This is a genomic window from Agrobacterium tumefaciens (assembly GCF_013337285.1).
In the GTDB taxonomy this organism is placed as follows: Bacteria; Pseudomonadota; Alphaproteobacteria; order Rhizobiales; family Rhizobiaceae; genus Agrobacterium; species Agrobacterium burrii.
Window position 1 is genome coordinate 410,213 of sequence record NZ_SUPW01000001.1, and the last position, 14,519, is coordinate 424,731.

The 14,519-nt window shown below is 61.1% G+C and carries 12 protein-coding genes; 10 read left to right on the forward strand and 2 right to left on the reverse strand.

The features are described 5' to 3' along the window. Positions 1-54: 54 nt before the first annotated feature. A complete protein-coding gene (locus tag FCH38_RS01980) occupies positions 55-1,707 on the reverse strand; it encodes an acyl-CoA dehydrogenase family protein (RefSeq protein WP_149897729.1) in 1,653 nt (550 codons plus the stop codon). A 175-nt stretch (positions 1,708-1,882) separates the two neighbouring features. On the opposite strand from FCH38_RS01980, the gene FCH38_RS01985 reads away from it, so the two are divergent. The 5 genes from FCH38_RS01985 (at position 1,883) to dprA (ending at position 6,630) form a co-directional block, all read left to right on the forward strand. Further along, complete coding sequence (locus FCH38_RS01985) at positions 1,883-2,317, forward strand: nuclear transport factor 2 family protein (RefSeq protein ID WP_153513600.1); 435 nt, start codon at positions 1,883-1,885, stop codon at positions 2,315-2,317. Between the two features lie 255 nt (positions 2,318-2,572). After that, complete coding sequence (locus tag FCH38_RS01990; protein ID WP_003502441.1) at positions 2,573-3,514, forward strand: aspartate carbamoyltransferase catalytic subunit; 942 nt, start codon at positions 2,573-2,575, stop codon at positions 3,512-3,514. Continuing rightward, positions 3,511-4,803 (forward strand): dihydroorotase, encoded by a 1,293-nt coding sequence (locus FCH38_RS01995; RefSeq protein WP_174372690.1) that lies wholly within the window; start codon positions 3,511-3,513, stop codon positions 4,801-4,803. The genes FCH38_RS01990 and FCH38_RS01995 overlap by 4 nt, the downstream gene beginning before the upstream one ends. A gap of 48 nt (positions 4,804-4,851) precedes the next feature. Next, on the forward strand, positions 4,852-5,469 hold the full coding sequence (gene plsY / locus FCH38_RS02000) for a glycerol-3-phosphate 1-O-acyltransferase PlsY (RefSeq protein WP_174372691.1): 618 nt from the start codon (positions 4,852-4,854) through the stop codon (positions 5,467-5,469). Between the two features lie 21 nt (positions 5,470-5,490). Continuing rightward, positions 5,491-6,630, forward strand: a complete 1,140-nt coding sequence (gene dprA / locus FCH38_RS02005) for a DNA-processing protein DprA (protein ID WP_174372692.1) — start codon at positions 5,491-5,493, stop codon at positions 6,628-6,630. Here dprA and FCH38_RS02010 read toward each other — a convergent pair. Beyond that, positions 6,586-6,816 carry a hypothetical protein gene (locus FCH38_RS02010; RefSeq protein WP_149897733.1) on the reverse strand — a complete coding sequence of 77 codons (231 nt, stop codon included), beginning with the start codon at positions 6,814-6,816 and terminating at the stop codon, positions 6,586-6,588. The two genes, dprA and FCH38_RS02010, sit on opposite strands and share 45 nt — an antisense overlap. 258 nt (positions 6,817-7,074) lie before the next feature. On the opposite strand from FCH38_RS02010, the gene topA reads away from it, so the two are divergent. The 5 genes from topA to FCH38_RS02035 all read left to right on the forward strand — a co-directional run bounded on the left by topA (position 7,075) and on the right by FCH38_RS02035 (position 14,465). Continuing rightward, complete coding sequence (topA, locus tag FCH38_RS02015) at positions 7,075-9,753, forward strand: type I DNA topoisomerase (RefSeq protein ID WP_174372693.1); 2,679 nt, start codon at positions 7,075-7,077, stop codon at positions 9,751-9,753. Continuing rightward, positions 9,750-12,104, forward strand: a complete 2,355-nt coding sequence (gene rnr, locus FCH38_RS02020) for a ribonuclease R (protein ID WP_174372694.1) — start codon at positions 9,750-9,752, stop codon at positions 12,102-12,104. Before topA ends, rnr begins: the two co-directional genes overlap by 4 nt. A gap of 47 nt (positions 12,105-12,151) precedes the next feature. After that, positions 12,152-12,595 (forward strand): DUF983 domain-containing protein, encoded by a 444-nt coding sequence (locus tag FCH38_RS02025; RefSeq protein ID WP_149897736.1) that lies wholly within the window; start codon positions 12,152-12,154, stop codon positions 12,593-12,595. Positions 12,596-12,657: 62 nt separating this feature from the next. Next, positions 12,658-13,284, forward strand: a complete 627-nt coding sequence (locus FCH38_RS02030; protein ID WP_210267109.1) for an NUDIX domain-containing protein — start codon at positions 12,658-12,660, stop codon at positions 13,282-13,284. Positions 13,285-13,301: 17 nt separating this feature from the next. Next, a complete protein-coding gene (locus FCH38_RS02035; RefSeq protein ID WP_174373115.1) occupies positions 13,302-14,465 on the forward strand; it encodes an MFS transporter in 1,164 nt (387 codons plus the stop codon). Positions 14,466-14,519: the final 54 nt, after the last annotated feature.

Sequence of the window (14,519 nt, forward strand, 5' to 3'; positions counted from 1 at the left end):
CAAATCCGAGACCCCTCCCGCCGGGACTGTAAAACCTTCATCCGTATACGTCGATCAGGACGCAGGCGGATAAAGGAGATCGATTATATAGTTCGGATCGAAGCGGGAATCGAGCATGCCGTAAGTGTGCCGCCAGCCACCCGCAAGACGGGTTTCGAGGAAGGCATCGGCGATCTTGCCGGCGCCAAGCCGGCAAAGCTCGGCGGCAGCGGCTGCAAGCGCGAATTGCTCCACCAGCAGACGGGCCGCCCCTTCGTCGCGCTCGGCAAGCGCGATGGCTGCGCGCAGCACATCGGTGGTCTTCTTGCCGGCAGGCCCGAGGTCGCGTTCCAGCGTCTGGAAGACAAGATCGAACAGGTCCTTGCCGCGCTGTAGAACCCGCAGCACATCCAGCGCCATGACGTTGCCGGAGCCTTCCCAGATGGCGTTAACAGGCGCTTCACGATAGTGGCGGGCAATCGGCCGCTCTTCCACGTAACCGTTGCCGCCGAGGCACTCCATGGCCTCGTAGATGAGGGCCGGCGCAATCTTGCAGCACCAGTATTTCACGATCGGCGTCATCACCCGCGCATAAGCGGCCTCGGCCGGGTTGTTGCGGGCGGCATCGAAAGCCGACGCCAGCCGGAAGGAAAGTGCTGTCGCGGCAGCCACATCCAGCGCCATGTCGGCGAGAACACGGGTCATGATCGGCTGGCTGACCAGCATCTTGCCGAAAACCGAGCGTCCTCTAGCAAAATGCACGGCTTCGGCAAGCGAGGCGCGCATCATGCCGGCGGAGGCCAGCGCGCAATCGAGCCGCGTCAGCGTCACCATGTCGAGGATGGTGCGCACGCCGCTGCCCGGATCGCCGAGCAGATAACCGAAGGCATCGGTGAATTCGACTTCGGCCGACGCATTGGAGCGGTTGCCGAGCTTGTCCTTCAGCCGCTGGAAGTGCAGGCCGTTCTTCGAACCGTCTTCCAGATAACGCGGCACGAGGAAGCAACCCATGCCATCACCCATCTGGGCCAGCATGACGAAACCGTCACTCATCGGCGCGGAGAGGAACCACTTGTGGCCGGACAGGCGGTAGATGCCCTCGCCCACCCGCTCGGCCGTCGTGCGGTTGGCGCGAACATCCGTGCCGCCCTGCTTTTCCGTCATGCCCATGCCGACGGTGACAGCAGTTTTCTGCAGGGCCGGTTTCTGCGCGGAATCATATTTGCGCGACAGGATTTTCGGCATCCACTCCTTCTGCACCCGCGGCGAGGTCATGATGGCGGCGACGGAAGCGCTGGTCATGGTCAGTGGGCAGAGGTGCCCTGCTTCGAGCTGAGATGTCAGGTAGAATTTCGTAGCGCGGGCCTTGTGTTCGTTGCCGCGCGTATCGGAAGAGTTTTCCCAGACGCTTGAATGCAGGCCTGATGACATGGAACGGCGCATCAGCGCGTGCCAGGCGGGATGGAACTCCACCTGGTCGAGACGTTCGCCTCGCGGGCCGTGGGTGTGCAACTGCGGCACCCCCTGATTGGCCATGCGCGCCAGTTCCTGCGCCTCATGCGAGGTAACGTAGCGGCCGAGCTGATCGAACTCGTCCCTCAGGTTACGCGACAGGCCAGAGGTAAGATCGACGATCAGCGGATCGGAACGATAGGCATTGATGCCGGACCAGAGGCTTGGCTGGTTCAGTTCGGCGAGCGATTCTTCTGTCCGGGAATTCTGGGTCATCCACTGCTTCTAGCTGTTTTGTACTGGAATTGCATAGTGGGGTGATATTGCATAATTTTGCCCACAGGAAGCGATTGAGACGATTAAGTCCCCGGTTTCAGCATTTTTCGGGACCACCTGAAGATGCCGAACATGTTTCCAGCAAGACCGAGCGACATCACCAGGAGAGGACACCATGGAGGAGCCCGTCGTAAGAAAGCTCTTCGAGCGATATGAGCGCTGTTTCAACACGTCTCTCAACGGCGAAATGGACATGGAAGAGGTCGCGTCCCTGTACGCCTCCGATTTCATAGCGGCTTCGCCTGCCGGCCTGATGACCGGAAAGAACGACGATCAGCTCAGGCAAGTGATGGCGCAGGGTTATGAGCGGTATCGCGCCATGGGCACAAAGGAAATGCGGATACGCGATGTCTGTCTCTCGCCCATCGATGAACATCATTGCATGGCGCATGTGGCATGGACGGCGACCTATGCCCGCCAAAACCAATCGGACATCGGGATCGATTTTGATGTTCATTACTTTGTCCAGACGCTGGACGGCGAACCGAAAGTTTTCGGCTGGGTTTCCGGCGACGAGCAGGCGCTTTTGAGGAAGCACGGCATCGCCTGATATTCGCTTGCGACAGGAGCAAGGTTTGCCCACCAGACAGTCTCTCTGTTATCGAGGTTGGGGAAACATCGCCATGTTTTCATTTCAAGGGTTTGTGACGCTTGCCCCTGCGGCGAGCAGTCTCTATAGAGCGCAGGACCGAATTCCGCGGCGCTCCTGAGGCGTGTTTACGGCGAATGGCAGCGCACGGATCAGCATTCGGGCGTTCCAGGCATTTTCACGGGAAAATGCGACGCCCGTCAGGAGGCAAACCGCATGGTCTTCTTCCCCCATCGCCATCTCCTCGGCATCAAGGGGCTTTCCCATCAGGATATAACCCTGCTTCTCGACAAGGCCGACGAGGCGGTGAAAATCAGCCGCCAGCGCGAGAAAAAGACCTCGACGCTCCGGGGCCTGACGCAGATAAACCTGTTCTTCGAAGCCTCGACGCGCACGCAATCCTCCTTCGAGCTGGCCGGAAAGCGCCTTGGCGCAGACGTGATGAACATGTCGGTCGGCAATTCCTCGGTGAAGAAGGGCGAGACGCTGATCGATACGGCGATGACGCTGAACGCCATGCGCCCGGACGTGCTGGTCGTGCGTCATTCCTCCGCCGGCGCCGCCGCCCTTCTGGCGCAGAAGGTCGCCTGCTCCGTGGTCAATGCCGGCGACGGCCAGCATGAGCACCCGACACAGGCGCTGCTCGATGCGCTGACCATCCGCCGCGCCAAGGGCGAACTATCAGGCATCACGGTGGCGATCTGCGGCGACGTGCTGCATTCGCGCGTGGCCCGTTCCAACATCATCCTGCTCAACCAGATGGGCGCGCGCGTTCGTGTCGTCGCCCCCGCCACGCTTCTGCCCTCCGGCATTCGCGACATGAGCGTGGAAGTCTTCCACGACATGAAGGAAGGGCTGAAGAATGCCGATGTGGTGATGATGCTGCGCCTGCAGCGCGAGCGCATGTCCGGCTCCTTCGTGCCTTCGGTGCGCGAATATTTCCATTATTACGGCCTCGATGCGGAAAAGCTGAAGGCGGCGAAGGAAGATGCGCTGGTCATGCATCCCGGCCCGATGAACCGCGGCGTGGAAATCGCCTCCGAAGTGGCCGACGGTCCGCAGAGCGTGATCGAAAGCCAGGTGGAAATGGGGGTTGCCGTGCGCATGGCTGTGATGGAAACCCTGCTTGTCTCGCAAAATCAGGGTGAGCGCGTATGAGTGCCGTGACCGTTCTAAAAAACCTCCGCATCGTCGATCCCTCCCGCGATCTCGACGAGACCGGTAGCGTGATCATCGGTGCGGACGGCACCATTCTGGCGGCGGGCAAAGACGCCCACAATCAGGGCGCACCGGAAGGCGCGACGGTGCGAGACTGCAAGGGGCTGCTGGCTGTTCCCGGTCTGGTTGATGCCCGTGTCTTCGTCGGCGAGCCAGGTGGCGAGCATCGCGAAACCATCGAATCCGCCTCACGCGCGGCAGCGGCTGGCGGCGTGACCAGCATCATCGTCATGCCGGATACCGACCCTGTTATCGATGACATCGCGCTGGTCGAATATGTGAAGAAGACGGCGCGCGACAAGGCGCTCGTCAATGTTCACCCGGCAGCGGCCCTGACCAAGGGCCTCAACGGCGAAGAAATGACAGAGTTCGGCATGTTGAAGGAAGCCGGTGCGGTTGCCTTCACCAATGGTCGCAAGGCGCTTTCCGACACGCTGGTCCTGCGCCGCGCCATGACCTATGCCCGCGAACTGGGTGCGGTGATCGCGCTCGAGACCCGCGACAAATATATTGGCGGCGGCGACATGAACGAGGGGCTTTTCGCAAGCTGGCTCGGGCTGTCAGGCATTCCGAAAGAAGCCGAAATCATTCCGCTGGAACGTGACCTGCGCATTGCCGGCCTGACGCAGGCGATCTATCACGCCGCCAAGATTTCCGTACCTGAATCGGCCGAGGCGATCCGCCTTGCCCGGCAGCGGGGCGTCAAGGCCACCTGCGGCATCTCGATCAACCATCTCACACTCAACGAGAACGATATCGGCGAATACCGCACCTTCTTCAAGCTTTCCCCGCCGTTGCGCGCCGAAGACGACCGCAAGGCCATGGTGGAAGCGCTGAAGGACGGCACCATCGATATTATTGTCTCCTCGCACGACCCGCAGGATGTGGACACCAAGCGCCTGCCGTTTTCGGATGCGGCCAGCGGCGCGGTGGGTCTGGAAACCATGCTGGCGGCGGCGCTGCGCCTTTACCACAGCGGCGAGGTTCCGCTGATGCGCCTCATCGATGCGCTTTCCACCCGCCCGGCGAAGATTTTCGGTCTCGACGCCGGAACGCTTAAAGTCGGTGCAAAAGCCGATATCACCCTGATCGATCTCGACGAACCATGGCTGGTGGCCCGCGATCAGCTGGTGTCGAAATCCAAGAATACGCCGTTCGAAGACGCCCGTTTCAGCGGCCGTGCTGTCGCCACTTATGTGGCTGGCAAAGCCGTTCATTCCTTGGCATAAGATCAGCAACAGAGATCACGCTGACGGCGCGACAGAGGGGACGTTTGAATGAGTGCTTTGACTGACTGGCAGACGGCGCCTGCCCTTCTCGCGCTTTCGGCGCTGATCGGCTATCTGTTCGGCTCCATCCCCTTCGGCCTCATCCTCACCCGCATGGCGGGGCTGGGCGACGTGCGCAAGATCGGTTCGGGCAATATCGGCGCGACCAATGTGCTGCGCACCGGCAACAAGAAGCTCGCCGCGGCCACCCTGCTGCTTGACGCGCTGAAGGGCACGGCGGCCGTGCTGGTCGCCAATGCGCTGTGGGGTTACGAGGCCTCGCTGGTGGCCGGTTTCTTCGCCTTTCTCGGCCATCTGTTTCCGGTGTGGCTCGGCTTCAAGGGCGGCAAGGGTGTCGCCGTCTATATCGGCGTGCTTCTTGGCGCAGCACCTCTGATGATGCTGGCCTTTGCGCTGATCTGGCTCGCGACCGCCTTCATCACCCGCTATTCATCGCTGTCGGCGCTTCTGGCCATGCTTGTCATTCCCGTGGCGCTATGGGTGCTCGGACCTGAAAAGACCGCGCTGGTCGTTACATTGCTGAGCGTAATTTCGTGGTGGAAGCACCGGGAGAATATTGCGCGGCTTCTGGCCGGCACCGAAAGCCGGATCGGGCAAAAGGGCTAAGGCCTATTCTAAGGATATGTCATGCCGCATGAGGAAACGACACGGCAGGGCATAGAGCTTTCCGCGCGGCAACGGGTCGCGTGGCTGCGGCTGATCCGCAGCGACAATATCGGCCCCGTCACGTTTCGCGAACTGATCAACCATTTCGGCAGTGCCGAAAAGGCGCTTGATGCCCTGCCCGAGCTTTCGAGACGCGGCGGCTCGCTGCGCAGTCCACGCATCGCCACGCAGGCACAGGCGGAAGACGAGATCGAAACGGCTGAAAAATTCGGCGCGCGTTTCGTCGGTATCGGCGAGCCGGACTATCCGCCCGCTTTGCGGCATCTGGACGGCGCGCCGCCGCTGATCGCCATGAGGGGCTCGGCGTCCACCGCAACAAGACCATCGGTCGGCATCGTCGGATCGCGCAACGCTTCCATCAACGGGGCGAAATTCGCCGCGATGCTGGCGCGCGATTGCGGTAGGGGCGGTTATGCGATTGCTTCGGGTCTGGCGCGGGGCATCGACGCGGCGGCACATCGGGCAAGCCTTGCAACCGGTACGGTGGCCATGCTGGCGGGCGGTCTCGACCGTCCCTACCCGCAGGAAAATTTCGGGCTGCTGGAAGACATCTATGATCAGGGCGGCGCGACGATCAGCGAAATGCCCTTCGGCTGGGAACCGCGCGCCCGGGATTTTCCCCGCCGCAACCGGCTGATATCAGGCGTCTCGCTTGGCGTTGTCATCGTCGAGGCGGCAGAGCGTTCCGGTTCGCTGATTACGGCCCGGCTTGCCGGCGAAGCGGGGCGGCTGGTTTTCGCCGTTCCCGGCTCGCCGCTCGATGCGCGCTGCGAAGGCACCAACCGGCTGATCAAGGAAGGCGCGATGCTGACCACGGGTGCTGACGACATTCTGGAGGCGCTGCGACCGCTGATGGAGCCGCAATTGCCCTATGACCGCAAAATCGAGGAACCGCGATCAGAAGAAGAAATGTCACCGCCCGGAGATGATGAGCGCAGCATCATTGCCGCCGCACTCGGCCCCTCGCCCGTCGAGACAGACGACATCATTCGCCACACGGGTTTTTCCGCCGCTACCGTTCATATGGTGCTTTTGGAACTCGATATTGCCGGGCGATTAAACCGGTACGCCGGGGGACGGGTTTCGCTCCTCGCGGATTGACAGCTTGCGCCGCCCGCTCTGGATATCGCCGACTTCCACATAGGCCATCTCGATCAGATAACACAGCATATCGGCACCCTCACGGTTGGCGACCTGCCGCAGCTCTGCCAGCATCTGGCGAATGTAAGCCAAGTTCTCTCTGGTCCCTTCATTATCGGCATTATTGTTTGTTGCGTTCGGGACCATATATTTATCCTGAGAATTTCGTCTGAAACGAAGAGCAATAAGTAGATTCAAATGATGTTGGTGATCATAACCAATTTACCAAAGATTGCAATACAACAATAGATTATCCATAGGTTGCATGAACCCTGAAGCGATAAAATCGGGCTTGCCTCTTGACCAGCGGACATTACCTGTCCATGTCGAATTATAAAGAAGCCTTGTTGCGGCGTTCCTCCGTGATCCGGCTATGTTAACGGACAAGTTCCCAGAGAAAAAAATATGAATGTCGTCGTCGTAGAATCTCCGGCCAAAGCCAAGACAATCAACAAGTATCTTGGTCCGGGCTACAAGGTTCTTGCATCCTTTGGCCACGTCCGGGATCTTCCCGCCAAGGACGGATCGGTGCTGCCCGACCAGGATTTCGAAATGTCCTGGGAGGTCGACGCCGCATCCGCCAAGCGGATGAAGGACATTGCCGATGCAGTAAAATCCTCCGACGGCCTGTTTCTCGCAACCGACCCGGATCGCGAAGGTGAAGCCATTTCCTGGCACGTTCTCGATCTCTTGAAGAAGAAGCGCGTTCTCGGCGACAAGCCGGTGAAGCGCGTGGTCTTCAACGCCATCACCAAAAAGGCGGTGCTGGACGCCATGGCCAACCCGCGCGACATCGACGTGCCGCTGGTGGATGCCTATCTCGCCCGCCGCGCACTGGATTATCTTGTCGGCTTCAATCTGTCGCCGGTTTTGTGGCGCAAGCTGCCCGGTGCCCGTTCCGCCGGGCGCGTGCAGTCCGTTTCGTTGCGGCTCGTCTGCGACCGCGAATCCGAGATCGAACGTTTCGTCTCCGAGGAATACTGGAACATCAGCGCGCTGTTGAAGACACCGCGCGGTGACGAGTTCGAGGCGAAGCTGGTTTCAGCCGATGGCAAGCGGCTGCAAAGCCGCGGGATCAAGACCGGCGAAGATGCGAACCGGCTGAAGACACTGCTTGAAGGCGCGACCTATGTCGTGGATACGGTCGAGGCAAAGCCGGTCAAGCGTAATCCCGGCCCGCCCTTCACCACCTCGACGCTGCAGCAGGCGGCCTCCTCGCGCATGGGTTTTGGCGCCTCGCGCACCATGCAGGTGGCGCAGAAGCTCTATGAAGGTATCGACATCGGCGGCGAAACCGTCGGTCTGATCACCTATATGCGTACCGACGGTGTGCAGATGGCCCCGGAAGCCATCGATGCTGCCCGCCAGGCCATCGGCGAGCAGTTCGGTGGCCGTTATGTCCCGGAAAAGGCGCGTTTCTATTCCACCAAGGCCAAGAACGCCCAGGAAGCGCACGAGGCCATTCGCCCGACCGATTTCAACCGCACGCCGGATCAGGTGAAGCGTTATCTCGATGCAGATCAGCTGCGTCTCTACGACCTGATCTGGAAGCGCGGCATCGCCAGCCAGATGGCTTCCGCTGAAATCGAGCGCACGACGGTCGAAATCCTCGCGGACAAGAACGGCGAGAAGGCCGGGCTTCGCGCCGTTGGCTCGGTGATCCGTTTTGACGGTTTCATCGCCGCCTATACCGACCAGAAGGAAGATGGCGAGCAGAGCGACGACGGTGACGACGAAGGCCGTCTGCCACAGATCAATGCGCGCGAAAATCTCGCCAAGCAGAAGATCAATGCCAGCCAGCACTTCACGGAGCCGCCACCACGTTATTCGGAAGCCTCGCTGATCAAGAAGATGGAAGAGCTTGGCATCGGCCGTCCTTCCACCTATGCCGCGACACTGAAGACGCTGAGCGACCGCGAATATATCGTCATCGACAAGCGCAAGCTGATCCCTCATTCACGCGGCCGGCTGGTAACGGCTTTCCTCGAAAGCTTCTTTTCCAAATATGTCGAATATGACTTCACCGCTGATCTGGAAGAAAAGCTCGACCGCATTTCGGCGGGCGAGCTGGACTGGAAGCAGGTGCTGCGCGATTTCTGGAAGGATTTCTTCGCGCAGATCGAAGATACCAAGGAATTGCGCGTCACCAACGTGCTGGATGCGCTGAACGAGGTTCTGGCCCCGCTGGTCTTCCCCAAGCGGGAGGATGGTTCCGATCCGCGCATCTGCCAGGTTTGCGGCACCGGCAATCTTTCGCTGAAGCTAGGCAAATACGGCGCTTTCGTTGGTTGCTCCAACTATCCGGACTGCAACTTTACCCGCCAGCTCACCTCCGACGGTTCGGAGGCGGAAGCTGCGGCCTCGAACGAGCCGAAGGCGCTCGGCGCTGATCCGATGACCGGGGAAGAGCTGACATTGCGCTCTGGCCGTTTCGGACCCTATATCCAGCGCGGCGATGGCAAGGAAGCCAAACGTTCCTCGCTGCCCAAGGGCTGGAAGCCTGAGGACATCGACCACGAAAAGGCGCTGGCGCTGATCAACCTGCCGCGCGATATCGGTAAGCACCCGGAAACCGGCAAGATGATCTCCGCTGGTCTCGGTCGCTACGGACCTTTCCTGCTGCATGACGGTTCCTATGCCAACCTCGAAAGTATCGAAGACGTGTTCTCGATCGGCCTCAACCGCGCCGTCACCGTGATTGCCGAAAAGCAGAGCAAGGGACCGGGTCGCAGCGGCACGCCGGCGGCATTGAAAGAGCTGGGCGACCACCCCGATGGCGGCGCAATCACCGTGCGTGACGGGCGTTATGGCGCTTACGTCAACTGGGGCAAGGTCAACGCCACCATTCCGAAGGGGCAGGACCCCGTTTCGGTGACGCTGGACGAATCGCTGGTGCTCATCGCCGAACGCATCGCCAAGACCGGCACCGGCGGCAAACCCGCCAAGGCCAAGAAGCCTGCCGCTAAAAAAGCCGATGGTGATACCGCCGCAAAACCGAAGGCGACGAAAGCCAAGGCTGCGACCAAGAGCAAGGCGGCCGCCAAGCCGAAGGCAGCGGCCAAACCCAAGAAGGCAGAATCGTGAGCAAGACGCCGCGTCAGACACAGGGTTCCGCCGGCGACGGTTTCGGGCGCACGGGGCGCGGCAAGCGGGTGAGCGAAGGTGAAGGCATCATCCATGGCGAAGTGCCTTCCCGCGAAGTACTGCTGAAATTTATCGCCGACCATCCGCAACAGGCCTCCAAGCGCGAAATCGCCAAGGCCTTCGGGCTGAAGGGTGAAAACCGCATCGTCCTGAAAGCACTGCTGAAGGAACTCGAAGTCGACGGCATGGTGCACAAGAGCCGCAAGTCGCTGACGCGACCGGGCGGCCTGCCGCCTGTGACTGTGCTCGACATCACCACCCGCGACAAGGACGGCGAATTGATCGGCCGGCCCGCGGAATGGCCGGAAGATATGGGTGCTGCACCCGCCGTGCTCATCCGCCAGTCCTCGCAGGATCGTGGCAAGAAAGCGCCTGCCGCCGGTCTGGGCGACCGCATTCTGGCAAAGATTTTCCCTTCCAAGGAGAGCGTCGGCCCGGCCTATACCGCCCGTGTCGTCAAGCTGATCGACCGTCGCCAGAACGCGCTGCTCGGCGTGTTCAGGCCAACCGAAGGCGGCGGCGGACGGCTGATGCCGATCGACCGGCGCGGCGAGGAAATGGTCATCGATCCCGAGGGCGTCGGCGATGCCAAGGACGGCGATCTGATCGAGGTGGAAACATCGCGCAATAGCGGTCGTTACGGCCTGACGCGCGCGAAGGTTCTCTCCGTCGTCGGCTCCGTTGCGTCGGAAAAGGCGATCTCGATGATCGCCATTTATGCGCATGGCATTCCGCATATCTTCCCGCCAAATGTTCTGGCTGAAGCCGATGCGGCCAAGGCCGCCACCATGTCGCACCGTGAGGACTGGCGCGACCTGCCGCTCATCACCATCGATCCGGCCGACGCCAAGGACCATGACGACGCGGTCTATGCCGAGCTGGACCCCTCGCCCGACAATCCTGATGGTGTCATCGTCACCGTCGCCATCGCCGATGTGTCCTGGTATGTGCGCTCGGCATCGCCGCTCGATCGCGAGGCGCAGAAGCGCGGCAACTCCGTCTATTTCCCGGATCGGGTCGTGCCGATGTTGCCGGAGCGCATCTCCAACGATCTCTGCTCGCTGAAGGAAGGCGTCGACCGCCCGGCCCTTGCGGTGCGCATGACCTTTTCGAAGGAAGGCCGCAAGGCGGGCCACACGTTCCATCGCATCATGATGAAGAGCGCCGCCAAGCTCTCCTACCAGCAGGCGCAGGCCGCCATTGACGGAGACCCTGACGACAAGACCGGCACGCTGCTGGAGCCGATCCTCAAGCCGCTGTGGCACGCCTATGCGGTGATGAAGCGCGGCCGCGACCGCCGCCAGCCACTGGAACTCGACATGCCGGAGCGCAAGATCCAGCTGCGGCCAGACGGCACGGTGGACAAGGTCGTCATTCCCGAACGCCTCGACGCGCATAAGCTGATCGAGGAAATGATGATCCAGGCCAATGTCGCCGCCGCCGAGACGCTGGAAAAGAAGAAGCAGCGGCTGGTCTACCGCGTCCACGATGCCCCGACGCTCTCCAAGCAGGAGGTGCTGCGCGAATTCCTCGGCACGATCGGCATATCCATGGCCAAGGGTGTGGCGATGCGCGCCAATTCCTTCAACGGCATTCTGGCACGCGCCCTCGATACGCCGCACCAGATCATGGTCAACGAGATGGTGCTGCGCAGCCAGAGCCAGGCGATCTACAGCCCTGAGAATATCGGCCATTTCGGCCTCAATCTGATGAAATATGCGCATTTCACCTCGCCGATCCGCCGTTATGCCGATCTGATCGTGCATCGCGCGCTGGTGGGGTCGCTGGGGCTTGGCGAAGGCGGCATCACGCCGCAGGAAGAAGCGACGCTGGACGATATCGCCGCCGAAATCTCAACCTTCGAGCGGCGCGCCATGGCGGCCGAGCGCGACACCGTCAACCGGCTGATCGCGCATCATCTTTCCGAACGCGTGGGTGAAGAATTCGAGGGTCGCGTCGGCGGTGTCACCAAGGCGGGACTATTTGTCGCGCTTCCGCAGTTTGGCGCTGATGGCTTTGTTCCTATATCTACACTCGGAACCGACTATTTCTTCTATGACGAGGCGCATCAGGCTCTGACGGGGGAAAAGACCGGTCTCGGTTTTCAGCTGGGCGACTCGGTTCAGGTGCGACTTGCGGAAGCAGTACCTCTGGCGGGTGCGTTGCGTTTCGAAATGCTGAGCCCCGGGCGCAAGATGCCGGTCGGTTCGCGGTCGTTCCACAAGGCAGGCCGGCGGACATCGCGTCCCGGCGCCAAGCCGGGAACAAGGCCGCCCAGAGGGCGACGGTAACAACACCGCGAATAGGCGGTTGAAAGAACGGAAGAAGGACTTAGGGGATGAGTGCACATCAGGGCTCGGAAACAGTCACCTTCGGAGACGCCAGCGCCGAGCGGCCACTTGGCCGTTCGATCATGCGCGGCATGGCGAACCGCTGCCCCGCCTGTGGCGGCGGCCGCCTGTTTCGGGCATTCCTGAAGCCGGTGGACAATTGTGCCGCCTGCGGCGCGGAAATGCACCACCACCGGTCCGATGACCTGCCGCCCTATATTTCCATCGTCATCATCGGCCATATCGCCGTTGGCGGTTTCATGATGACGGATATGGTGTTCTCTGTGCCCATGTGGGTGCATTTCGCCATCTGGGTGCCGATCACCATTCTGGCCGCGCTGTTGACGCTGCAGCCGATCAAGGGCGGCGTCATCGGCCTGCAATGGGCGCTGCGCATGCATGGCTTTGACGGAAAGCAGCCAAAAGTGCAGATAGACGGCTCCTCACACTGACGACGGGCGGCAACGTGCGCGTGACCGAACCCCGCAAGAGCGCCGAGGTTGCGAGCCCGACCCTGCGGCCACGGGATGCCGCTTCCATCATTTTATTCGACCGTTCCGGCCCGGCGATCCGCGTATTGATGGGCCAGCGCAGCCATGCCCACATCTTCATGCCCGGCGCCTACGTATTTCCCGGCGGCAAACGTGATCCACGCGACCACGCGCTGCCCTTTTCCGGCGATCTGCACCCCGCGGTCCTTAACCGCCTCACCGCCTCCGCGTCGCGCCGCCTGAGCGTTGCCGGTGCAAGGGCGCTGGCGCTTGCCGCTGCGCGCGAGCTTGTCGAGGAAACCGGGGTGGATATGGGGCTGGATGCTGATGGTCCGAACCTTTCCTGTTTCCGCTATGTGGCGCGCGCCATCACCCCGCCCGGCAATATCAGGCGTTACGACACGCGGTTCTTTTGCTGTTATGCCGACGAATTGCGGCTGGATACCCGGCTAATCCGGGATTCTGACGAGTTGCACGATGTGCAATGGCTTGACATGACAGACCTTTCTGGTCTGAACATGCCGAAAATCACACGCACGGTTCTCGAAGATGTCACAAAATTCATGATAGGTGATCCGTCACTGCCCTTTGAAAGCCCCGCGCGGCTCTATGTCACGCGCCACGGCCGGTTTATTCGAGACGTTGTATAAAGGCCGTCATGTCACAAATGAAATGCGAAGCGGATGCCATTCACTGGCCCTCACTGATCGCCGCGATTTCCGCCATCAGTGCGGTCGGTGTCGCCATCGGTCTTGGCCTGCCGCTCCTGTCGATCATCCTTGAGAAGCGCGGCATCTCCTCCACCATGATCGGGGTGAATTCGGCCATGGCCGGCGTCGCAGCGATGATGGCGGCTTCGGTGACCAGCAAGATAGCCCATGATTTCGGCGTGGCGCGAACCATGCTGCTGGCCGTGGTCATTTCCGCGCTGAGTGCGCTCTGTTTTTATTTCGCCGACGCCTTCTGGATGTGGTTTCCGTTGCGAATCGTTTTCCACGGCGCCACCACCACCCTGTTTATCCTGTCCGAATACTGGATAAACATGACCGCGCCGCCGAAAAAACGCGGCATGGTTCTCGGCATTTACGCCACTGGTCTCGCGGTGGGCTTCGCGGTCGGCCCGCTGTTGTTCTCCGTGGTCGGCAGCGAGGGCATTCTGCCCTTCCTCGTCGGGGCGGCGATCATTCTTCTGGCAGCGATTCCCATCTTCATGGCGCGCCGTGAAAGCCCGGAGCTGGACGAGCGGCCCAACCACCATTTCGTCCGTTATGTCTGGCTGGTGCCGATGGCGTCGGCGGCGGCTTTCGTCTTCGGCTCGGTGCAGGCCGGTGGCCTGTCGCTCTTTCCCATCTATGCCACGCGTGAAGGCTTCAACGAATCGCAGGCCGCATTGCTGCTGACCGTGATGGGCATCGGCAACATGGTCTTCCAGATACCGATCGGCCTGTTATCGGACAGGATGAAGGATCGGCGCACCATGCTCGCGCTGATGGCCTTTGCGGGCGTTTGTGGCACGCTGGCGTTGCCTTTCCTGGTAGACAGCTGGATCCTCGTGGCGGCGCTCCTGCTGTTCTGGGGCGGCCTCGTCTCCGGCATGTATACCGTCGGCCTCACTCACCTCGGATCGCGCCTTAAAGGCGCTGATCTGGTCTCCGCCAATGCCGCCTTTATCTTCTGTTACGCCATGGGTACGATTGCCGGACCGCAGGCCGTCGGCATTTCCATGGATGTCGCGGGCACTGATGGTTTCGCCTGGGCGCTTGCCGTATTTTTCGGGCTTTACGTGGTCCTTTATGGCTTCCGTTTTGTTTTCCGGGCAAAACAGACTTGACTTTTCAGGCGCGATACGTAGTTTCGCGCCAGATTTAGCCGAGGTGAGAAGCGC

What these genes read in the sequence shown, in the direction of transcription:
- FCH38_RS01980 (WP_149897729.1), bottom strand. Translation starts at nt 1,707, where the DNA reads ATGACCCAGAATTCCCGGACAGAAGAATCGCTCGCCGAACTGAACCAG.
- FCH38_RS01985 (WP_153513600.1), top strand. Translation starts at nt 1,883, where the DNA reads ATGGAGGAGCCCGTCGTAAGAAAGCTCTTCGAGCGATATGAGCGCTGT.
- FCH38_RS01990 (WP_003502441.1), top strand. Translation starts at nt 2,573, where the DNA reads ATGGTCTTCTTCCCCCATCGCCATCTCCTCGGCATCAAGGGGCTTTCC.
- FCH38_RS01995 (WP_174372690.1), top strand. Translation starts at nt 3,511, where the DNA reads ATGAGTGCCGTGACCGTTCTAAAAAACCTCCGCATCGTCGATCCCTCC.
- plsY (WP_174372691.1), top strand. Translation starts at nt 4,852, where the DNA reads ATGAGTGCTTTGACTGACTGGCAGACGGCGCCTGCCCTTCTCGCGCTT.
- dprA (WP_174372692.1), top strand. Translation starts at nt 5,491, where the DNA reads ATGCCGCATGAGGAAACGACACGGCAGGGCATAGAGCTTTCCGCGCGG.
- FCH38_RS02010 (WP_149897733.1), bottom strand. Translation starts at nt 6,816, where the DNA reads ATGGTCCCGAACGCAACAAACAATAATGCCGATAATGAAGGGACCAGA.
- topA (WP_174372693.1), top strand. Translation starts at nt 7,075, where the DNA reads ATGAATGTCGTCGTCGTAGAATCTCCGGCCAAAGCCAAGACAATCAAC.
- FCH38_RS02025 (WP_149897736.1), top strand. Translation starts at nt 12,152, where the DNA reads ATGAGTGCACATCAGGGCTCGGAAACAGTCACCTTCGGAGACGCCAGC.
- FCH38_RS02035 (WP_174373115.1), top strand. Translation starts at nt 13,302, where the DNA reads ATGAAATGCGAAGCGGATGCCATTCACTGGCCCTCACTGATCGCCGCG.